19 protein-coding genes are annotated in these 21,274 nt (G+C 30.8%); 4 read left to right on the forward strand and 15 right to left on the reverse strand.

The window, feature by feature from the left end; genetic code table 11:
- Positions 1-4: 4 nt before the first annotated feature.
- From DQN46_RS07425 to DQN46_RS07440, 4 genes are all read right to left on the reverse strand, one after another.
- Positions 5-958, reverse strand: a complete 954-nt coding sequence (locus tag DQN46_RS07425) for an ABC transporter substrate-binding protein (RefSeq protein ID WP_111743568.1) — start codon at positions 956-958, stop codon at positions 5-7.
- A gap of 463 nt (positions 959-1,421) precedes the next feature.
- On the reverse strand, positions 1,422-2,696 hold the full coding sequence (locus DQN46_RS07430; protein ID WP_111743569.1) for an MFS transporter: 1,275 nt from the start codon (positions 2,694-2,696) through the stop codon (positions 1,422-1,424).
- A gap of 111 nt (positions 2,697-2,807) precedes the next feature.
- On the reverse strand, positions 2,808-3,407 hold the full coding sequence (locus DQN46_RS07435) for a ComF family protein (RefSeq protein ID WP_111743570.1): 600 nt from the start codon (positions 3,405-3,407) through the stop codon (positions 2,808-2,810).
- 3 nt (positions 3,408-3,410) lie between these two features.
- On the reverse strand, positions 3,411-4,949 hold the full coding sequence (locus tag DQN46_RS07440; protein ID WP_111743571.1) for a DEAD/DEAH box helicase: 1,539 nt from the start codon (positions 4,947-4,949) through the stop codon (positions 3,411-3,413).
- A 370-nt stretch (positions 4,950-5,319) separates the two neighbouring features.
- Here DQN46_RS07440 and hpf point away from each other — a divergent pair, with 370 nt between their 5' ends.
- Positions 5,320-5,865: a ribosome hibernation-promoting factor, HPF/YfiA family gene (gene hpf / locus DQN46_RS07445; RefSeq protein WP_004633518.1), complete on the forward strand. Its 546-nt coding sequence runs from the start codon at positions 5,320-5,322 to the stop codon at positions 5,863-5,865.
- 97 nt (positions 5,866-5,962) lie between these two features.
- Positions 5,963-6,538, forward strand: coding sequence for a DJ-1 family glyoxalase III (locus DQN46_RS07450; RefSeq protein ID WP_004633519.1), 576 nt, complete (start codon positions 5,963-5,965; stop codon positions 6,536-6,538).
- A 40-nt stretch (positions 6,539-6,578) separates the two neighbouring features.
- Here DQN46_RS07450 and DQN46_RS07455 read toward each other — a convergent pair whose 3' ends face one another.
- The 8 genes from DQN46_RS07455 to folP all read right to left on the reverse strand — a co-directional run bounded on the left by DQN46_RS07455 (position 6,579) and on the right by folP (position 14,529).
- Complete coding sequence (locus DQN46_RS07455; RefSeq protein WP_111743572.1) at positions 6,579-7,655, reverse strand: iron-containing alcohol dehydrogenase family protein; 1,077 nt, start codon at positions 7,653-7,655, stop codon at positions 6,579-6,581.
- Between the two features lie 165 nt (positions 7,656-7,820).
- A complete protein-coding gene (locus DQN46_RS07460; protein WP_111743573.1) occupies positions 7,821-9,038 on the reverse strand; it encodes an HD domain-containing protein in 1,218 nt (405 codons plus the stop codon).
- Positions 9,039-9,134: 96 nt separating this feature from the next.
- The gene (gene rpsR / locus DQN46_RS07465) at positions 9,135-9,383 is read right to left on the reverse strand and encodes a 30S ribosomal protein S18 (RefSeq protein WP_003148047.1); all 249 of its coding nucleotides are present in this window, start codon (positions 9,381-9,383) and stop codon (positions 9,135-9,137) included.
- Between the two features lie 23 nt (positions 9,384-9,406).
- Positions 9,407-9,967 (reverse strand): single-stranded DNA-binding protein, encoded by a 561-nt coding sequence (locus DQN46_RS07470; RefSeq protein ID WP_004633523.1) that lies wholly within the window; start codon positions 9,965-9,967, stop codon positions 9,407-9,409.
- Between the two features lie 13 nt (positions 9,968-9,980).
- Positions 9,981-10,268: a 30S ribosomal protein S6 gene (gene rpsF, locus DQN46_RS07475; RefSeq protein ID WP_111743574.1), complete on the reverse strand. Its 288-nt coding sequence runs from the start codon at positions 10,266-10,268 to the stop codon at positions 9,981-9,983.
- Positions 10,269-10,421: 153 nt separating this feature from the next.
- The gene (locus DQN46_RS07480; protein WP_004633527.1) at positions 10,422-10,880 is read right to left on the reverse strand and encodes a GNAT family N-acetyltransferase; all 459 of its coding nucleotides are present in this window, start codon (positions 10,878-10,880) and stop codon (positions 10,422-10,424) included.
- Positions 10,880-13,693, reverse strand: a complete 2,814-nt coding sequence (locus tag DQN46_RS07485; RefSeq protein ID WP_111743575.1) for a DEAD/DEAH box helicase — start codon at positions 13,691-13,693, stop codon at positions 10,880-10,882. The genes DQN46_RS07480 and DQN46_RS07485 overlap by 1 nt, the downstream gene beginning before the upstream one ends.
- A gap of 32 nt (positions 13,694-13,725) precedes the next feature.
- The gene (folP, locus tag DQN46_RS07490) at positions 13,726-14,529 is read right to left on the reverse strand and encodes a dihydropteroate synthase (protein ID WP_111743576.1); all 804 of its coding nucleotides are present in this window, start codon (positions 14,527-14,529) and stop codon (positions 13,726-13,728) included.
- Between the two features lie 228 nt (positions 14,530-14,757).
- Here folP and DQN46_RS07495 point away from each other — a divergent pair, with 228 nt between their 5' ends.
- Together DQN46_RS07495 and DQN46_RS07500 are read left to right on the forward strand one after the other, a co-directional pair.
- Complete coding sequence (locus DQN46_RS07495; RefSeq protein ID WP_111743577.1) at positions 14,758-15,303, forward strand: TVP38/TMEM64 family protein; 546 nt, start codon at positions 14,758-14,760, stop codon at positions 15,301-15,303.
- A 391-nt stretch (positions 15,304-15,694) separates the two neighbouring features.
- On the forward strand, positions 15,695-17,128 hold the full coding sequence (locus tag DQN46_RS07500) for a bifunctional folylpolyglutamate synthase/dihydrofolate synthase (protein ID WP_111743578.1): 1,434 nt from the start codon (positions 15,695-15,697) through the stop codon (positions 17,126-17,128).
- Between the two features lie 77 nt (positions 17,129-17,205).
- Here DQN46_RS07500 and DQN46_RS07505 read toward each other — a convergent pair whose 3' ends face one another.
- The 3 genes from DQN46_RS07505 to DQN46_RS07515 are packed head-to-tail and all read right to left on the reverse strand — an operon-like array spanning position 17,206 to position 21,169.
- A complete protein-coding gene (locus DQN46_RS07505; RefSeq protein WP_111743579.1) occupies positions 17,206-19,707 on the reverse strand; it encodes a V-type ATP synthase subunit I domain-containing protein in 2,502 nt (833 codons plus the stop codon).
- Positions 19,708-19,729: 22 nt separating this feature from the next.
- Positions 19,730-20,332 (reverse strand): YtpR family tRNA-binding protein, encoded by a 603-nt coding sequence (ytpR, locus tag DQN46_RS07510; RefSeq protein ID WP_111743580.1) that lies wholly within the window; start codon positions 20,330-20,332, stop codon positions 19,730-19,732.
- 36 nt (positions 20,333-20,368) lie between these two features.
- Entirely contained in the window at positions 20,369-21,169 is an 801-nt protein-coding gene (locus tag DQN46_RS07515; RefSeq protein WP_111743581.1) for a DUF1444 family protein, read from the reverse strand.
- Positions 21,170-21,274 lie beyond the last annotated feature (105 nt).

The raw sequence follows: 21,274 nt of genomic DNA on the forward strand, positions 1-21,274 counted from the left end.
TATATTATCCTAATACTTTTAATAATTCTTCTTTATTCAAACCTAATGCACGCACCATATCATCATTTATATCAACAGCTAACTTTTTAGGTTGTTCAACTGGTAATTCTGATATTTTCTTACCTTTTAAGATTTGCGCTGCTTGACGGCCTGCTTGACGACCTATCTCTTTGTAGTCTACACCGTAAGTAACCAACATTCCTTCTAAAACTGCTTTATCTCCTCCTAATGCTGGAACTTTTTTCTCTTTTAAAACTGCACCAATTGTTGAAATTGTTGACGCTACCGTAGTGTCTGTTGGGAAGTAAATTGCATCTACTTCACTCGCTAGCGATGTAATAACTTGTTGAACATCATTTGTTGTAGTTACTGTTTTTTCTACAACTTCTACACCAGATTTTTTCAAAGTTTCTTTTGCAATCTTAGCTTGTGCTTCAGAGTTTACTTCACTCGAATTGTAGAAAATTCCTACTTTTTTTGCTTTTGGAACTATTTTTAGTAATTTCTCTATTTGTTTATCTACTGGCGTTAAGTCAACAGTTCCTGTTACATTTCCTTCTGGAGCGTCTGTTTTAACCAATAATGAAGCAGCTACCGGATCCGTTACAGCTGTGAAAATAGTCGGTGTTCTATCATCAACATTAACCATAGCTTGTGCTGCAGGTGTTGCTATAACAAAATTTAAATCATTTTTTCTTGCAAGCTGTTCAGCTATAGTTTGAAGATTACTCTGATCTCCCATAGCATTTTGAACATTAAAAGTTACCTTGTCCGAAGTGTATCCTTCTTCTGCCAACGCTTCTACAAAACCTTCTCTTGCACTAGTTAAAGCATTATGTTCAGCGTATTGCAAAACTCCTATTTTTATATTATCTGTTTTAACTTCACCTTTATTGCTACAACCACCAAGTACTAATAAACTTATTCCTAACAATACTTTTAATTTTTTAAATTTCATTTTCTTTTTCTCCTTTTTATTTTTTAATTTTAAGATCTTCCTAAAAGAAAAAACCGTCTAGAATGTTCTAAACGGTTTTCAATAGTTTCTATACAAGTTTAAAAAGTTCTTAACCTCGTATTATTTTTTATAAACTGTTAGCCCGCTTAGAATATTCCTCTATGCGAGCATCACCAAACTCTACAGCTCCCATAGATACAAACCTTGTTTGTACCTATAAGACCTAAGTACAAACACTATCTAATAGTAGCTGTAGTAATAATTATTTAATTGTGTATTAAATAATTTTGATGATAACATAACAGTGTTCCTCTCTTTTTATCTTGTTATTTTTAGTCTAGCACTGCTATTTCTGTTTGTCAAGTAATTTCCTAAAGAATTCTGAAAATTTAACAAACTAGTACTTTTTATTTAAGAAAAAATGAGTATATCGCTATCTTGATATACTCATCTTTTATAATACTTAACTATCTTTTACTTTTAATTTTACCATAATCATACTTATCAAGGTTATTCCAATTACTATTAAAAATATTGCTTTACTTTGGCTAAAACCAAACAAACCATGTTTAATATGTTTAGCTATCCACACATAAACATAATCCCCGTAATAAATACCTAAAGCAAAGAACGCTTGGTAAATACCCATACTAACGTTACGATACTCTCTGTCAAAATATTGCATTGCTAGTGCAATAAGAATATTGTACGCTCCACCATATCCTAAACCATTTAGAGTATAGCTAAAATAAATTATATATGGATTGTTGATATATAAGGCTATTATGTAAAAAGTTAATAAGCATCCAAGTAAAAATAACAATGTTTTTTGAATTCCCCATTTATGAGTAAGGTACACTCCTACAAGAACACCTGCAATTAATTGTGGCACAGCAAAAACCGCATCTATATACGCCAACATAAGTGGTGTCATATTTAAATCAGTCTTCCCATAAGCGATCATATTTGCCCCACTGGTAGAAAACTTGATAAATGATAATAAGACAGCTAATAAACAAATATAAATAAAACTCTTATGTTTTAAAACTACCTTAACCTTATTAAATGAAAAATCACTATCAACAGGACGATAATCCTTCATCATAAAAGTTAGAACAAATGTTATTAGAGCTATAATTCCTGATACAAGCCACATATAATTAAACTGTTTATATGTATCCATTGTTAATATATATTGAATTGGAGCCGCCATAAATTCTGCTAAAAGTGGTGCTATAGATAAAATAGACACCGACACCGCCGCCTTATCTTTCGAAAATGTTTCTGAGAAAATAACATTAAATAATGCTAGCATTGTCGCACTAATCCCTAATGACAACGAAGATAAATAAAGTGTTAAATAATTTGCATTAAACGCCACTAAAAACGAGGTCAAAATTAACAAGAATAACGCAATCTGTATAAACACTTTACGACGTTTAAAAATATCACTCGCCAAAAACATCGGCAACCTAACGATTAAACTCATAAGACCATAGCCAGCGGCTATTTGTGCCGCTAAAACCGGAGTTAAAGACAATCCACCTTGCTCTATTGGTGTTATCGCATAAAGCTTCCTATAAGCTCTTATTATACTAATCGCCGTCCAAAACAGCACCAAAATCCAAAAAATTATTATTTGCTCTTTTTTTAGTTCAAATTTTTTAGATAAGTAATATACTAATACCAAAATAAAAACTATCATTATTAATGAAAATAAAATTTTTGTTTTAACCATCTCCTAACTAATTTTATTCAGCTAATAAATTATATCACAAAATCTAGTTTATAGTTATAAAATATACCTATCAAATTTTATGATGTTTTTTGTTATTTCTTCAATAAAACCCTAGTGCATACTTTTCGCAAGAACTAAAAAACTAATTTCTGAATTTGGAAAAAGTTCTTTTAGTGGTTTTGCACAAGATAATAGGGTATTTCCACTGGTAAAAACATCGTCGATTATAAGCACTTTGGAAATATTTGTGTCAGACATAGTAGAAGATGATGTATAAAATGGATGTCCCGCTCTTTGCTTATGTAGCTTCGCTTGTTTAGGTCGATAATCAGACTCTAGAATTTTCTCAAATTTTACATTACACAAAGTGCAAAGTTGTTCTATATGATCAAAGCTGCGAATTACTTTTCTCTCATTATTAGCTGGAACTATTGTAATTAAATCAAAATTATACTCTTCAAAAAATTTTCTAAACAGACTTTTATACTTTAGGCATTCTTCTACGTCTCCTCCATATTTAATCGCATAAATGCTATCTTTCAAAAATTCATAATCAGCGAGATAATACAAGGTATATTCTCCTAACTGTTCTATATTTATATTTAGATTTATCTTACAACTTTCACACAAAATAAAACTTTTCTTTTTCGAAAAAACATTTTTAAACCCTAATTTCTCTTTGATTTCTTTTTTACAAAAACTACATTCCATTATCTACTCCCTATTTAATCGTCTATACTTGGCTAAGTTATTCATATAGTTTATTTCTTTTATCGCAAGCTTCATATTTTTATTAATTTTATCTGCTAAAAACACGATTTCCCCGCTATAATCGTATTCTTTCCTTCCTACTCGTCCTGCTATTTGTATCAACGCCTCTTTGGTAAAGATTTTATGATTAGATTCGAATACTAAAACATCTAGATAATCAAATGTGACGCCTCTTTCAAGTATAGTAGTTGTAATTAATATGTCTATCTCCCACTTTTTGAACTTCTCCACCTTTTCTTGCCGTTTTTCATCTTCACTATAAACAAAATCTATAACTATATCATCCACTAGACTTTTTTCTAAATATAATTTTAAGCTTTTACTCATAGCGATAGTTGGAGCAAATATTAATAATCTCCTAGCTAGTTCTAATCTTTGAGTAATAAACTGCGTAATGTACTGTGACTTCTTGTCATAGGTAAATACTTTACTTTGTTCTATTTTTATTTTTGGAATAGGAAGCAAATACCCATGAAATCTTATAGGAATTTTTATAATCTCATCGACCAGTTTTTTTACTTTATCTGATGGTGTTGCTGATAAAAACACTAATGTTCCCTGATTTTTTAGACTTGTCATAGCTCCTTGTTCTAAACATTCATCACCGTAGTATGGAAAAGCATCTACCTCATCTACTATCACGACATCAAAATAATTATAATATTTTATAAGTTGATGTGTAGTCATTAGATAAAAGTGCGAATCAACTAGATTTTTTTTATCCCCATGAAGAACACTTATAGGAATATCGCTGAAATCCCTATTAAAACGCCTAGCTAGTTCTTGGACAACATCTTTTCGTGGAATAGCCATACAGACTTTTTTATTATTTTTTATATTATTGTAGATAACCTTATAGACTATTTCTGTTTTACCTGCACCGCAGACCGCCCAGATTAAAGTATTCTTCCTTAATTCGCTATTTTCTACTATTTTCTCACTTGCTTCTTTCTGAACATCACTTAAGATTACTGGCGGTTCTTTTAGTTTATTAATTTTATTAAAAGGAATATTTATATAAAATCTTAAAAAATAATTATCACATCTTCCGAACTCTAGACATCTTTTACAATATGTTATTTTTGTCCCTTCCGTTTCATAACTAAAAAATAGTTTTTGATTTTTATTATCACACTGAAGACAATGATAATTTCTTTCTTCTCCTTGAACAACATATACCTTGTCAATATAAGTCGACTCTTCTAAATAATGAATTTTTACTTTAAGTCGTAAAAGTTTAGAAATAGAAAGGAGTAGCCCATTATACACTCTTAAAAACTCTAAATCACAAGCTTTTAAAGTATAGACTACTCCCGTTATTATATCGTTGTAAATTTCTTCAAAATCTTTGTTTACTTCTCCAAATTTTATATAATCATTATAAATTTCTTTATAACTATTTAACTTTTCTTCTTCATCTCTTTTTGAATAACGAACACAATAAAGTGCTTCGATAAACTCACTATATTCTTCAAAAAACATAACCTACTCCCCACAGTTACCTTTTAAAAATATTTCATAATCCCTTTTAATTTTTACTATCGAATATAACAAAGATTACAAAAGTTCATCTCTACCTAAAACTTTATTGATTTTAGTATTTTTCTGTAATTTTTGCCTTTAATTCTTATATTTAAGACTTTACATAACGTTAAAATGTTATTAATCCTCTATTTTAATTTAATTTTAACAAAAATATATTTATAAAACAAATAATAATCTATTTTTTCGGAGAAATCTTTTTCTAGAAATTATGTTGCTAACGTTATCAAAAAGTGTTATAATATAAGTATAAAAACAAGGGGATACCCTATAAAGTAGACTAGCTACTTTATGAAAGGAGTGCTTTAAAATGTTAAGATATCAAGTACGAGGAGAAAATTTAGAAATTACTCAAGCAATTAGGGAGTATGTTGAGAACAAAGTTTCTAAATTAGAAAAATACTTTGCCGACAGTTTACAAGCAAACGTTTATGCTAATGCTAAAGTATACAAAAATAATAAGAAAAAAATTGAAATTACCGTTCCTCTTAAAGGTGTGACACTTCGCGCAGAGGAAACAAACGAAGATCTTTACGCTGCTATTGATTTAGTTGTGGACAAACTTGAGCGTCAAATGAGAAAACACAAAACTAGAATTAATAGAAAAGGTCGTGAAAAAGGATTTGTAGAAGAAAATCTTCTTACTAGCGCATTAGAAGATGTAGAAGAAACATCACTTGATTTTGGTAAAGTTAAACAACTAAAAGTTGAAACTATGACAAGAGATGAAGCTGTATTCCAAATGGAGCTTTTAGGACATGACTTCTTTGCATTCTTAGATGCAAATACTAACGAAATTTCTATAGTTTATAAACGTCGCGACACTGGTTACGGGGTTCTGGAAATTTCTAAATAATTATGAGTTTAAACTTTAATCGACCATCTTCCGCAGATGGTCGATTATTTTTACAATACTTTATATTTATTATCAAATTATTACTTAGGAGGTTATTATGACAAAAAAAGTTGCCTTATTCGTTGACAATGGTGGTGAAGAGTTAGAGCTAATTGCTCCTCTTGATATTATGCGCCGTGCGAATTTAGAAGTTGATCTTATTTCAGCTAATAACGCTGAGTATGTTATAGGTGCACATAATATTAAAATTATTGTCGATAAAAAGATTAATGATATTGAAGATATACTAGAATATGATGCTATTGTTATTCCTGGAGGAATGCCAGGAAGTACATTATTACGCGACAATAACAAAATCATTGAGTTTTTCAAAACTATGTATAATGAAGACAAATTGGTCGCAGCTATTTGTGCAGCGCCTATAGTACTAAGTGCGGCAGGGATTTTAAAAGACAGAGAAGCTACATCTTATCCAGGTTTCGATAAAGAACTAGAATGTCAATCTTACAATTCTAAAAAAGCTGTTGTAGTCGATAAAAATGTTATTACTGCTCAAGGTCCAGCCGTTGCCATTCTTTTTGGTTATGAAATAGTTAATTATCTACTAAAAGATGAAACAGCTAATAACATAAAAGAACAAATGTTACTACCCGTATTAAAAGATAATATCTAAAAAATATCCCTCAAATTTATTATTTGAGGGATATTTATATTTATTTTGTCATCTCTTCTAATTGTCTCATTGCTGTTGCTACAACCTCTGGTGTACAAACATCAACCGCCAATTTGAATGATTCTTTTTCACTAGCAGCAAACTCTGCAATTTTTTCAATTTTTTCTTCTACATCTTCTACTACATTCACACATGCTAGGTTATAAGCTAAATCATTTTCTTTATAAAATGGAATTAATCTTTCTACTTCTTCCTTCTTACCTTCTGCTAATAATTGAACTAGAATACCATATGAAACCTTTGTTCCATGAAGAACTTTATGTGTTTCTTTTACTAAACTCATACCATTATGCACAGCATGAGCTCCTGCCATACGTCCATAATGAACTCCAAAACATCCTACCGCTCCAGAAATCGCAAATACAGTATCTACCGCGTGTTTGAAGCTTTCTGTTACTGTTTTTGTACTCATAGCTTCTAATGCACCATTAGCATCACGTAAAAGTGCATCACGCGTAATTTTCGCAGCTTCTAGTCCCATTCTTACTAACGGATCATTATACTTATTATTTCTTTCCACTAGCACTACAGCTTCATACCATTTCGCAAGAGTATCTCCAATACCCGCAACAAAATATTCTTTTGGTGATTCTAGTAATAAATCTAAGTCTGCAATACAAGCATATGCAGTACGTTTAAAATATCCAACCTCTCTAAAAGTTTTATCCGGATTATAAACCGCCGCTACTGGAGCATAAGGAGCGCATGTTGCTATTACCGTTGGAACAGTCATATACTCTTTATTCAAAAAGCTTGCCACACCTTTAGCCGTGTCAATAACACGACCTCCTCCTACACCAATAACCACATCAATATCTTCTCCATATTCATCTGCAATGCGTTTCATATCTTCATAAGATGATGTACCGTCATATTTTGCTACTCTAAATTCTCTATTCCCCTTATAAAATTTTTTAAAAGCTTCATAAGATTTTTCACCTGTAACAATCAAAGGAGTATTAAATCCTTCTAGCCTATTATCAAGCACAGCCAAAGCTCCACTCCCTGAAATATATTCACTCACTCCTGGTCTTGCTACATTTGCTAATTCAAACATTCTTATCTCTCCTTTATTATCTCATCATTCAATTTTTTATAAGTATAATTATAACATTTTCGACAATTAAAATCAATAGTAAGTTAATATGTAATTATTTTCTGACAATTATTTTTGAAACAATAAAAGCTAACCTAGAATCCCCTTCCTAAGTTAGCTTTCTTTTTATCTTGGATAAAATATTGTTCCTTCTCTTTTTGTTTCGCCTTTTGTTATCGATTCTACTATAGTACTAGCTTTTTCTAAAGCAACTATTTTACCATCTAATTGTTCTATTAGAATCTTTCTACCTTTATATGGGCTGTAAACACTCGCCTCTACATTTTCTACTCGCAAATAATATTTTTCATCTAGGTTCTGCTCTTTTAGCATATTTTTTATTTGTGCCAAGTTCTCTTCACTATAATCTACATACTCAAAAAGTCTTCTATTTTGTAGTCTTCGAGCTAAATCCGCTGCAATTTCATCATCTTTATCCTGAATTAAACTACAACAATACAATAGAGAATTTTCATCTAATTTGAAATACTCTTCTACACTAACCACATTTTTTTCAAGAAATGGGATTAAAACTTTCATATCAGAAAAATATTCTTTATTTTCTTTAAAAATATCTTTTAATCTATTAAAAAGTTGAATAAATACTGCTTCATAGCTGCGTGCTACTGGATGATAATATACTTGCCAATACATCTGATATCTTGCCATAATATAGTCTTCTACACTATGAATCCCCGTATATTTCACGACAAGAGCTTTTTTATTTTCATCTATTTTTCTAACACGCATTGTTCGTAATATTCTTTCTAAGTCAAACTGTCCATAGCTTGTTGCTGAAAAGTATGAATCTCTAAGTAAATAATCCATTCTATCAGCATCTAATTGACCAGAAATAATCTGATTAAGAATATCATTTGGATGATTATGTTCTATTATTGATACTATATCCTCTGGTAATCTTGGAGATACTTCAGTTAGCACCTGATTAAGTTCAGTTTCCCCTAAAATTATCTTAGCTGTATAGTCTTCATGACTATGTTTAGTAACATGTTCAAATGCGTGAGAGAATGGGCCATGACCTACATCATGCAACAACCCTGCCAACATTACGCAGATTTTATCATATTCACTAAGTTCCACACTTAAAGACTTTATCTCCGTAACCATCCTACGAACAATTTCGTAAACCCCTAATGAGTGTGAAAAACGAGAATGTTCTGCTGTTGGATAAACCTGAAAGTCTCCACCTAATTGTCGTATACGACGTAAGCGCTGGAATTCCTTGCTATCTAAACAATTCCAAACTACCTCATAATTGATATGAATATAACTATGGACTGGATCTTTTAGCACTTTTGTTTCACTCAACTTTTTAAATTCCATTCTACTACCTCACTCTCAACATACACGTATTTTCTTTTATTATATCAAAGCATAAAAAAAAGACAAGCCTAAGCTCATCTTTTTCTCTATTTAATCTTATTTTTCGTCTACTACGTATGGTAAAAGTGCCATGTGTCTAGCTCTTTTAATTGCTGTAGTTAACATTCTTTGATACTTAGCTGAAGTACCAGTTACACGACGTGGTAAGATTTTCCCACGTTCAGAAATGAATTTTTTAAGTAATTCTACATCTTTGTAATCGATAAATTCAACGTTATTTTTTGTGAAATAACATACTTTTTTACGACGACGCATGTTGTTACGACGATTGTTATTTACTGCCATTGTGCATGTCCTCCTATGTAATTTTAGTCTTCTTTAAACGGATTTACTACATCCTGCATGAAGTCATCATCTAAGTTACTTGGGAAATTTTCCCCAAAATCAGAAAATGAACTATCATTAATAAAATCTTGCATAGCTGAATTAGCTTGCCCTTGGTTATGATTAGAATTGTTGTAATAATTTTGATTATTACTAAATGATGGTTGTGATTGAGGTTGATTAAAACTCATTGAATCAAATCCGTTATTTTGTCTATTTGAACTAGACTTAGATTCAAGGAACTGGATTCTATCAGCTACAACTTCTGTAACATAGACAGTATTCCCATCTTTTCCTTGATAATTTCTAGTTTGGATTCTTCCTTCTACACCAATCAAACTACCACGTCCTAAGAAACGTGCCATATTTTCTGCTTGCTTTCTAAAAGCTACACAGCCAATAAAGTCCGCTTGTCTTTGACCATTTTGATCGGCGAATGTTCTATTCACAGCAACTGTAAAATAAACCATTGGGATATTTGAACTAGAATATCTTAATTCTGGATCTTTTGTTAATCTTCCTACTAATACTACGTTATTAATCATAGTAAGTCACCCCTTATTTTTCTAATCTAACTACCATGTGACGGATGATGTCATCGCTAATTTTTGCTAAACGATCGAATTCTTTTGTAGACGCATCTGTTTCTGAAGTTAATTCTACTACATAGTAGAAAGCATCAGTGAAGTCTTCGATTTCATAAGCTAGGCGTTTTTTACCTAAATCTTTAACTTCTACTGCTTCTGCACCTTCTGAAAGAATATTTACGAATCTATCAACCACAGCTTTTTTAGCTTCTTCGTCGATACGTGGTTGAACAGCAAACATTACTTCATATTTTCTCATGTGTGTTACCTCCTTTTGGTCTTTGCGACTCCCTTTTTTTCAAGAGAGTAAGGAGTAATAAAATTACTCTGTTTTCCATTATATCAATTATAAAATTAAAAATCAACAAATATCCACTATATTTTGTAAATATTATACTAGTTTTTCAAGCTTTTATTTTCTTCTAACCATCAAATATTTTTTAATGGGTTGAGTTATTGTAGAAAGAACTTCAAAATCACATTTTTTGTATAATTCCATAGCATTCTTATTATCAGCTAAAACATTAAGAGTTATAGTCTCTACTTGTTGTTCTGAAAAAATACTATCAATAAATTTCCTTAAAGCTATTTTCCCAAAACCACGGTTTGTATACTCAGGATTTAATATGAAATTCCCTATATGAACATTTGTGCCAACTTGACGTATTTTTCTAATTATACCTATAAATTCTCCATTTTTCTGTATAGAGTATATATTTTCAAAATTTAATAATGAATCCTCATTAAGTGGAAACTCGACGTCTGGTCCTGCCCACCTTCTCAAAAACTCTACACCTTTTTCATTTGTCCATAAGCAAACTCTTTTAGCATCATCTATGCTTAAGCCTTCTATTAATTCTATATCTATCATTATATCTTCTCCTGTGTAAAATATTCATACATATCTTCCCTAAGCGGTGTCTGAATTTTATAGAAAAATTGAATAACTGTATCGCCACTTTTTTCTCTATGAACCAACTCTGGTTTCCCTACTGTTTTCATCTCTCCAAGGAAATAGAATATTCTTGCTCCATCTTTATCATCTTTATTTTTTCTCATAAATAGATAAATCTTTGTTTCATCTTTATAGAAATATTCACATTCTCTTGATTCTAAATTACGACGTGGTTTCGACATTGATGTAAAACCGTTGTCTGGTAAAAATCCATGGACATAATCATGGTTGAATGAATTTTCATCTATATCATAATTGATAAATACCGGTAAAGTTTTTGTCTGTTCATCATATTTATAGCCACCAATAGCTAAAGGTACGTAATTGATACTCCAAGAGAAAAGTTTACAAATATCTTCAAAACTATATTTTTCATAAAGGACAAAATTAGTATCCCTATATAGATTAGCTTTATAATATTTGTTATATCTATAAATTCCATATTCTACTAATTCTGTCAACAATGTTCTAAAAATATCTGACTGCAATTCTTTTTCTAATTCTTTTGATGGTTTTACCACCTTGTTATACTCATCTAAAAATATACAGTCATTAAATTTCTTTTTCGTAACACTGCTCGTTACAAAATTATTTGTAAGAATCTTCCTACTTACCTCAAGTTCATAATCAGCGATTAATTTAGTATAATCTGTAAGCATCACACCTCTAAAATCCTCTTCAAGACTTTGAGAATTTTTTAAGATTAACCTTAAAAGTATCAGCTCTTCTATTTTCTTGCTTAAGATTAAATTAGTTGATACGAAATTCAGCATATTTTCTGCTGTTTTTGATAGTTTCCCATTGTAGCTATAATCTCGGTCTTTTTTAGATAAAAACGCATAATAACTACCTGCGACCTCAAAAATCTTTTTAATATCTAGCGTGTCATAATTTTCAAAGTCATAATAGGTTGGAATCCTACCGAGTTTATTTTTTAACTTGTTGTACTCATCAGAAATAAATAACCATGTATTCAATTTCACATTATCAATTGCGCTATATATTCTTTGTTTTGATATATTGTCAAAATGGATAGTCGACATTCCTGGTAAATACCTATTCCCTTGTGATAGGAACTTACGAGCTGTATCTTTATCATAAGTTCTATCTCCTGATAGGGCAATCGGTATTAAAAAGTTATTTTTGTAGTTTGCGATAAAGTCTATTATTACAACAAAATCTTTGTCTTTATTTTTCCTTAAACCACGACCTAACTGTTGGATAAAAATTATCGCACTTTGTGTTGGGCGGAGCATAACCACTTGATTAACTTCTGGAATATCTATACCTTCATTAAAAATATCTACGGTAAAAATATAATCTAATATATCTCCCGAGTCAGCTATTAGCTTCTCAATTTCTTTTTCGCGTTTTTCCTGACCATCTTCACCTGTTAAACTAGTAGTTCTAAATCCTCTACTATTAAATGCATCGCTAAGTATTTGTGCTTCTCGTTTAGAAGAACAAAATACTAATCCTTTTACTCTGTCCCCCGAATAGCCATAGTAATTTATTTTATCAATAATATGATCCACTCGCTTATCAGAGGTTAATCTTGTAAAATCACTAAGTTCATCTAGCGTTTCGCCATCTACTATCAAATCGCTAATTCCAAAATAGTGAAACGGGCAAAGAAGGTTATTTTCCATCGCTTCTTTTAAGCGTACCTCATAAACAATATTGTTATTAAATAACTCGTAAATATTAAAGCTATCTGTTCTATCCGGACTTGCTGTCATTCCCAAATAAAAAGTTGGCTCAAAATAATCTATTATTGTTAAATAACTTTTCGCCCCCGCTCGATGTACCTCGTCAATAATAATCTCGTCGAAGCAATCTTTAGAAAAATTTTTAAACACTTCAGACTTGGATATTGTTTGGACTGTCGCAAAAATAAAATCCGCTTCTATATTCTTATTTTTACCTGTAAGAAGTCCATATGTACGACTGTTCCCAAAAATAATTTTAAAAGTTTCCAAAGCTTGCCTTGCAATCTGTTCACGATGAACAATAAATAAAATTCTTTTGGCATTTATATTTTTCATCGCAAAAGCTGCTGCAAATGTCTTACCAGTACCAGTAGCAGACACAAGTAATCCTCTATTATCTTGTTCTCGTAGCTTTTTAAAGTTTTCTATAAAACTTTGTTGCATCTCATTTGGACTAATTTCATCGGTAATATTATCTATTGTTTTAAGAGTTTGTTGCTTATTGTTCAAAAACTCAACTTTATATTTATCTTTTACGCTAGCATAGTCTTCCGACATATTCCATAATGTATGAAATTCTTCTAATATACTTGAACATAGCTGATTATCTTCTTCAACAAATGTATTCCATTCTTTGTTAATCGTTAATGCAGCACTCGTTAAGTTCGAACTACCTAACAAAATATTCCAAGAGTCTTTTTTCTTAAACAAATAACCTTTTGTATGAAAACCATGATTATCTTTCGAACTAGCATACATTCTTAGCTCTATATTTTTAAAAGTAGCTAGTTTATCTAAAACTTTTGGTGTGTTAAAATACAAATAATCTGTTGTCAATATTTTCCCACGAATATTTCTTTCTTCTAAGTTTTTTAAAGTTTGAAGCAGACTTGTCAAACCACTTTCCGAAATAAATGCCACGCTAAAAATAAATTCATCGCATAACTCTAACTCTTTTTCAAGGGTACTAAGTACTTTTTTCGCTTCTAAATGATTATTATAAATAAAAGTATTTTTCATCTTAACCTCCTTTCTTAGTATTTCTCTATATTTTATCCATTTATTATTTCATAAGTTATCAATGCTTCTTTCATAACTTTTACATTATGAACACGTACCATTCTCGCTCCACGACGTATTGCCTCTAAAGATAGTGTCGCAGTAACTATATCCCGTTCTTTAGGGTTAGTATTACCTCCTAAAACGTAATCCGTCGTTCTCTTTCTACTTACCGCATATAAAATCTCGTAACCTAGAGAGTTTAACGAGTCTAATTTTCTAGTAATCTCTAAATTAGCTTCAGCAGTCTTACCAAATCCCATTCCTGGATCGATTATTATATTTTCTTTTTTAACACCAGCAGCAAGACAAATATCTAAACTTTCCCCAAGTTCACGAACGACTTGTTCGACTTCACTACCTTCTTCTACGCCACCATTATGCATAATAACAATCGGTATATCATACTTTGCAGCAACCTCTGCCATATTGCTTCCTTTTGCTCCATTTACATCATTAAGCACGTCAACACCAGCTTTAATCATATATTCAGCAACAGCTGGTTTATAAGTGTCTATACTAAAGCATGCTTCAGGAAACTCGATACGTAAAATTGGAAAAACTCTTTCCAAACGGCGAAGCTCCTCATCTTCTGAAATAGCAGTTGAGCCAGGTCGTGTTGATTCTGCTCCTATGTCAATAATATCAGCACCTTGATTAATCATTTCTTTTACCCCAGCTATCGCTGCTTCTACATCAAAAAAATCTCCCCCATCCGAAAAAGAATCCGGAGTGAAATTCAAAATCCCCATTATCAAATATTTTTTTTCATCTAAAAGTTTTTTCAATTTAGTCATTGTTATCCCCTATAATATTCTTTACTATATAAAATATATTATAACATACGCAAGTAAATTTATTGAAAAAACAAGTTCTAGCCTAGACTAAAACTTGTTTTTTCATCTTTCCATACTTGTCCTGCAGTCACTCTCTAGAAAACTATTATATTCACCTTTTCCCAAACTTTATGTTATACTATTTAAGTAGGAAAACATGAAGATACATTTATAATTAAAGGAGAAAATATGCAAAACTTTATTGAACAATTTGGTAATTGTGCACCTATAATATTTTTATTATTAGCATCTATTCTCCCTGTCTTTCTATTCCCACCAGGAATTTTTTCTGTTATCGGTGGTCTTTTATTTGGATTTAAGCTAGGTGCTGTCCTAACTATAATAGCCGCAATTATCTACACTAATATAATGTTTCTTATTTCTAGATATTTTGCGAGAAATAAAATTGAAAATTTTTTAGAAAAACGTCTTACCTTAAAACAGTTTAATAGAATTTTCGGTCTAAACGACAATAAACTCGCTACCTTTTTGATTATTTGTAGACTTATTCCGATATTACCAAACAGTGTTGTTAGTTATTCTTATGGACTTACTAGAATATCATTTAAACATTATTTTATAGCCAACCTTATCGGTCTTATTCCCGGTCGATTAATTTGGTTAAATTTTGGTTCGAAATTAAATAATATCTGGAGTTTAGAATTTTTAACGGCAGCTGTTTTAATAGTAGCTTTTATCGGAATAGGTGCTATAGTCGCAAAAAATATGGAATAAAAGGAGAACGGCTCGTCAATTGACGAGCCATATATTATGAAAAAAATATTATTAACTTGTTATAGTTATATTATATATTCTGAACTTTACATAAACTTTATACTATAACTAAAGTTTAGTTAAAAATTATTTTTTTCTGCTATTTACTTTTTTACATTAACATTATGGAATAAAAGGAGAACGGCTCGCCAAACGACGAGCCATATATTATGAAAAAAATATTATTAACTTGTTATAGTTATATTATATATTCTAAACTTAACACAAACTTTATACTATAACTAAAATCTAGTTAAAAATTATTTTTTCTACTATTTACTTTTTCTGCTTAGCATTATAGAATTAAATGTATAAAATCAGAAGATATAGTCTTCTTAGGAGTTAATTTATTATGAATTTAAAATGTAAAACTAAAATTGAAAACTTTTTAACAAAAAATAATTTAGTAGATAACTACAATATTTTAGAATTATTAGAAGAACAAAACCTAGAAAATATTATCGATAAACTAGAATCCCTTCCTCAAGATGAGTTGACCAACTTCGCACTGGAATATGTTTGTGAAGAGCTTCTTATTACCGCTTCTTATAAAATAGAGCGCACTGGAATGAAGCTTGGTCTACATCGTATGGAGCATGTTTTGGCTCTATTCAATAATCCTGAGCATGACTTGAAAGTTATTCATGTCGCGGGAACTAATGGGAAAGGTTCTACATGTTCTTATATAAAAGACGTACTAAAAACAAAATACCGCGTTGGTCTTTATTCTAGTCCTGGCATGCTAAGTTTTAACGATCGTATTCGTATTAACGATGACTTTATTCCATACAAAGAAGCATATCGTCTCTATAAAGAAGTTGTTAAAGTTTATGATGCAAATAATCATGACCCTAGCGATAAGCTTTCTTTCTTTGAAATTATTACAGCAGTTGCTCTACTATATTTCAAAGATCAAAAAACAGATTTTGTTATTATGGAAGTTGGTCTTGGCGGGCGTTATGATGGAACAAATATTTTTAAAGAAAAGCTATTGTCGATTATTACAAAAATTGGATTAGACCATACTGCAATACTAGGTGATTCTTTGGAAAAAATCGCCTACGAAAAGGCCGGTATTATCCAAGAAAATGATAACGTCCTTATCTATCCAGCTGATAATAGTGTTGTAAATGTTATTTCTAATATTTGTAAAGAAAAAAATGCAAATTTCTCTATTCTAGACGAAAATAATATAGAAATAAAAGATATTGGTGCTCGTGGCAATAAATTTAGCTTTAGAAATATCGACTATACCACAAAAATGGTTGGTCAACATCAAATTTACAATGCATCTCTAGCACTAGCAGCAATCTTTAATCTGCGCTCTCGTGGTATTATCGATATAGATGATAAAACAATTAGTTCTGCTTTAGCTTTGTCTACTTGGGCAGGTCGCCTAGAATGGATTCGTCCGAATATCCTACTAGACGGAGCCCACAACAATGATGGTATTAGCAGTTTGGTCAATTACCTTAGTGCTAACAACTTCCCAAAACTAAAAATCTTGTTAGGTATCCTTGAGGATAAGGACTATGAAGATATGGTGACTAAGTTAAAAACTATTCCCGCTGAGTTTTCTGCAACTAAAGTTCCTATTGAAATCAAAGAATCGAACTTGGATAATCTTGTTCGTAGTTTTAATGATACATTTGTTACTAAATATGAAAATTATGAACTAGCTCTTTCTAAGCTTATTCCTAATTTAAAAAGTGATGAAGTACTTTTAATTACAGGTTCGCTATATTTAATCTCGGCAGTTAGAGCAGAAATCTTAGAAAAATACTAACTTCATAACATAAAAAACCAACCGTAAAAATTAAATTCTTACGGTTGGCATTTTTTGGTTAATTGGAAAATATTAAATTACTTTTTATCTTTTTTTGTTTTTATTTTGCTTTTAGGCACTCTTTTAGCAGAGCCAATATTCCATACAGTTTCTTCTTGAGAAGCTATTTCTTTATAAATATCAGCACTTGCCTGCTCATTTTTTCCTACCTTAGCTTCTGACTTCTTTTTGTTTTTTGGTTCTGCAGTTTTTTTCACAGGAACGCTTTTTTTATCTGATAAACCCGCTTCTTCTGCCAACTTAGTTGCAGATTTAACTTCTACATCTTTACGCGGTCCAGAACCATAAACTGATGAATAAACTGGAGTAGGTTTGAACTTACCTACACTTCTCATTTTTGGAGTAATAATATTCGTTGTCATCATTGTAGATGTTACAGATTTATTTGATGATATATTATTATTAGAATACTTCTCAAAAATTGACTCTAGGATACGTTGGTTGTTCTCTATTTTTTCTTTGCTTACAGGTCTATAACCATGGTCTATAGTTTTATATTCACCTAGTTTTCTTCCATTACCTTTATCGAAATAGTCAAAAACATCATCAGTATAAAGTTTTTCAGTATAGTCGATACCAATTTCCTCTTCCTCTTGTTCCTCTACTACTACTTCATCTTCTTCTAAGTGTTTTTCGACTCTCTGAACAGCAACTTCTATTGGCTCAACTTTTTCATCAACAAACTTATCAACATCATTATTCATCGTTTTCACCTTATTACGAGGAGAAATGTCCGCTAATAATCTATCAATATCAACGTCTGTTGCTGTTTCATCCAAATGATTTTGTTCTTCAAGTTCAATAATCTCATTTTCATCTAGATGATAATCACTATATCCTTCTAGGATATCTTTTTTATGTTCTTTTATTTCATCATAATCTTCAACTTCTATGTCTTCTATGCGCGCAGCTTTTTCCACTAAATCAATATCTTCTTCAATATCTTCTACATTATGTTCTTCCCTGAACTCTTTTAGATTTGTGTTTAATTTTTCTATTTCAGGTAAAGTCTCTTCTTTTTTGAAAATATCAATATTCTCCGCTTCGATAAGCTCGTCTAAGGCTGTTTTTTCTACTGTTTCTGCTCTTCTACCTTCATACAAGTCTTTTCTAAAATCTTCTACCTCTTTTGTCGCTTTAATAGTTTCATCAAAACGCTCACCTACTAGCTTTTTACTAGTTCTATCAATATCATCTTCAAAAAGATCATCATTTCCTTCTAAGATATCATCAACAGTAGTATATTTAACTTTTTCACGACGTTCACCTTCTGCATCTACAGTGCGAACTTCTAATTCCGGTACAGATCTTTGATGGCTTTCTTCTTCTTTAACTTTAATCTCATCAAAAAGTTCATCTAATTCTTTATCTTGTTTATATAATACGTTGTCTTTTTGTATTTTATCTTCACGACGTTCTAATTTATTGAAGTTTTCACTTAACTCAGCACGTGCTTCTTTGTTTTTAGTTTCTCTAACTTCTAAATCTTGTTCAGCAGATGATTCTTTTGATTCATAAGCTTTAGCTATCTCATTTTTCAAATCGCTATGGTCTTTTTCTAAAGCAACATCTGTTCCTAGAGTGTCCATCTTATGATCTTGTTTTAATCTTTTTGTTCGAACAGCTGCAAGTGTTGGATGTGTTCTTCTATCTGATTTATCTCCAAAAATATCAACGTCTTTTATCTCAGAGTTTGCTACTCCTAGTTCTTTTAATGCATCTGTCAGACTAGTAGTATTTTCAGGTTTTTCTTCTTTTTCTAAACCTTCTTCATATTCTGATAAATCTATTTCTTCAAATTCCACATCCGTAACTTCCTCATTACGAACTCGCTCTGAAAAATCTTGTTGTTCAGTTCTCTCAAATTTTTCGCCAATTTCTTCTACGAAGTTGTCAGAAGTTGACTCATCTTCCAAGTCATCAAGTATGGCATCCAATTCTTCTTTTTCTATATCTTCTTCACTCACACTAAATAAACGTTCTTTTAATCGGTTGAAGAATCCTTGTGGTTTTTCTTCGTACTCTTCTTCATATTCTTCATCGTCTTCCAAGTCTTCTGATAAAGTGTAATTTCCTTCTTTTTCTAACTTCTCTTCTCGTCTTTGACGCTCTAAATATGTTTTATAGTCTTCTACTTCATCGTCTTCTTCGAAATCGTCTTCAAAGTCATCATCTGAAAATTGTTTATCATTCGAACTAGAGAATAAACCTTTTATTCGCCCCATTAATCCGCCATCGTTTTTCTCTTTTTGATATTTTTGTGGAGCTGAATATTCATCTTCTTCTGTAAACTCTATATCAAAATCTTCCGGAACACTGTATTCGTCTAGATCTATTTCTTCTTCGCGTTTTCTAGTTTCTCTTTTATCTACAAATGATTCTTTATCAGATACTTCTATATCAAAATCACTTTCATTATTTGAGACAGGACTCTTTTCTTTTTTATCTCTTCGCCCTTCTTCAGCTTTATAAATTTCATCTTCTTCTTCTTCTAAAAACCATTTTTTCCAATTAACCATAGTTACACCTCCTATTTATAAATTATTTTAAATTCAATTCTTTTAATTTAGTACCTGCTTTAGTATCTTCATCTAATACTAAAATACCTCTTACTTCTTCTTGAGGTAAACCTAATTCACGTTTTGAACATAGCATACCGTTAGAATCTACACCACGTAATTTCGATGGTTTAATAAGTAATCCACTCGGCATCATCGCTCCACTAAGGGCTACTACGACTTTTTGTCCAGCTTCTACATTAGGTGCTCCACAAACAATTTGTAAAGTTTCTTCTCCAACATTAACCGTTGTTACTTTCAGTTTATCTGCATCTGGATGCTTTTCACAAGTAAGAACTTCCCCTGCTACGAAGTAATCATCGTTATTACCCTCTAAATCTATTTTGATACCATTCTTTTCTAGACGTTTGCTCAAAATTTCTTTTTGTTCATCAGATAATTCAATACTTCCTTCACCTTCTAGTTTCAAATTTTCAACATTAAAAATATTTAATCCTACTAATACTCCATTATTATCTTTAATAAGTGTAATATTTTTCTTATCTTCATAAGTAACCTCTTCACTATTTTGAATAGTAATTAATAATGTTTCTCCTAGCATTTTCTTATTGTAAAAAAATAACATAATCGTTCTCCTATACTATTTTAAATTTTAGTCGCTTTATTCAACAAAAATAAAATAACTTTCTAATTTTTCTCCATCATATTTGAATGTAATTGTTGTTATCGGAACTGTACCTTCTGTAAAGAACTGAACCATCATTTTTTGCAGAATCTCCAGCCCTTTTTTATTTTTTATATCCGCTATAATAAGAACATCCTGATGAGGTAAGCCTAAATAATATGACTCTCCAATTTTTTTATAAAAATAATCTAAAATATTTTTATCAATAACTCGTGCTCCATCATAGCCATCTTTAGCATTTAGAAAATAAAATTTATTTCCTTCTACTTCATCTAGATTATATTTTAGCGGCAAGTTCTCTAGATTTCTTTTAGCAAATTCAAAAACTCCATCTAATGATAACGAAAGTTTCTCTAGAAAAGTCTTATCTAGAAGCTTATACCCTTTTCCAAAATCATAAGCTAGATAGATATCCGTCTCATTTGTATGCGGATATTTTACAAGATGTTGCTTGTTATCTTTATTAAATCCTGTTGAGCGAACAACGGGATAAACCTTATCTATCAGCTCTTCTTTTGCAATACCCTCTAAAGATACATTATCTTGAGCTGTAAAATTATTCACAATATAATAAATAAATTCTTCTACCTTTTTATCGCTTTTCTCACTTTTTTTGTCGCCTAGCTTTCTTATAAAACTATCTATATCAATCTTTGCTCGGCGATTATTATATTCTAAAATAAATATACTATTATCTTTTTCTCGTCTTTCGTGAATTTTTAAAGTAGGTAATTTTTCTATAATTTTTTCAAAAATACCATCTCTTGTATAAGACATATTTCCTCCTATTGTGTATAATATGGCAATTTAATTATACCATATATCTTTATATTCTAGCAATACCAATAAACTATTTGAAGCTCTACTATAAAAATATTTTAT

Source organism: Gemella morbillorum (assembly GCF_900476045.1).
GTDB classification, from domain to species: Bacteria; Bacillota; Bacilli; order Staphylococcales; family Gemellaceae; genus Gemella; species Gemella morbillorum.

Excerpts from the sequence above, each read along its gene's own strand:
- DQN46_RS07425 (WP_111743568.1), bottom strand. The coding sequence starts at position 958 with ATGAAATTTAAAAAATTAAAAGTATTGTTAGGAATAAGTTTATTAGTA.
- DQN46_RS07430 (WP_111743569.1), bottom strand. The coding sequence starts at position 2,696 with ATGGTTAAAACAAAAATTTTATTTTCATTAATAATGATAGTTTTTATT.
- DQN46_RS07435 (WP_111743570.1), bottom strand. The coding sequence starts at position 3,407 with ATGGAATGTAGTTTTTGTAAAAAAGAAATCAAAGAGAAATTAGGGTTT.
- DQN46_RS07440 (WP_111743571.1), bottom strand. The coding sequence starts at position 4,949 with ATGTTTTTTGAAGAATATAGTGAGTTTATCGAAGCACTTTATTGTGTT.
- hpf (WP_004633518.1), top strand. The coding sequence starts at position 5,320 with ATGTTAAGATATCAAGTACGAGGAGAAAATTTAGAAATTACTCAAGCA.
- DQN46_RS07450 (WP_004633519.1), top strand. The coding sequence starts at position 5,963 with ATGACAAAAAAAGTTGCCTTATTCGTTGACAATGGTGGTGAAGAGTTA.
- DQN46_RS07455 (WP_111743572.1), bottom strand. The coding sequence starts at position 7,655 with ATGTTTGAATTAGCAAATGTAGCAAGACCAGGAGTGAGTGAATATATT.
- DQN46_RS07460 (WP_111743573.1), bottom strand. The coding sequence starts at position 9,038 with ATGGAATTTAAAAAGTTGAGTGAAACAAAAGTGCTAAAAGATCCAGTC.
- rpsR (WP_003148047.1), bottom strand. The coding sequence starts at position 9,383 with ATGGCAGTAAATAACAATCGTCGTAACAACATGCGTCGTCGTAAAAAA.
- DQN46_RS07470 (WP_004633523.1), bottom strand. The coding sequence starts at position 9,967 with ATGATTAATAACGTAGTATTAGTAGGAAGATTAACAAAAGATCCAGAA.
- rpsF (WP_111743574.1), bottom strand. The coding sequence starts at position 10,268 with ATGAGAAAATATGAAGTAATGTTTGCTGTTCAACCACGTATCGACGAA.
- DQN46_RS07480 (WP_004633527.1), bottom strand. The coding sequence starts at position 10,880 with ATGATAGATATAGAATTAATAGAAGGCTTAAGCATAGATGATGCTAAA.
- DQN46_RS07485 (WP_111743575.1), bottom strand. The coding sequence starts at position 13,693 with ATGAAAAATACTTTTATTTATAATAATCATTTAGAAGCGAAAAAAGTA.
- folP (WP_111743576.1), bottom strand. The coding sequence starts at position 14,529 with ATGACTAAATTGAAAAAACTTTTAGATGAAAAAAAATATTTGATAATG.
- DQN46_RS07495 (WP_111743577.1), top strand. The coding sequence starts at position 14,758 with ATGCAAAACTTTATTGAACAATTTGGTAATTGTGCACCTATAATATTT.
- DQN46_RS07500 (WP_111743578.1), top strand. The coding sequence starts at position 15,695 with ATGAATTTAAAATGTAAAACTAAAATTGAAAACTTTTTAACAAAAAAT.
- DQN46_RS07505 (WP_111743579.1), bottom strand. The coding sequence starts at position 19,707 with ATGGTTAATTGGAAAAAATGGTTTTTAGAAGAAGAAGAAGATGAAATT.
- ytpR (WP_111743580.1), bottom strand. The coding sequence starts at position 20,332 with ATGTTATTTTTTTACAATAAGAAAATGCTAGGAGAAACATTATTAATT.
- DQN46_RS07515 (WP_111743581.1), bottom strand. The coding sequence starts at position 21,169 with ATGTCTTATACAAGAGATGGTATTTTTGAAAAAATTATAGAAAAATTA.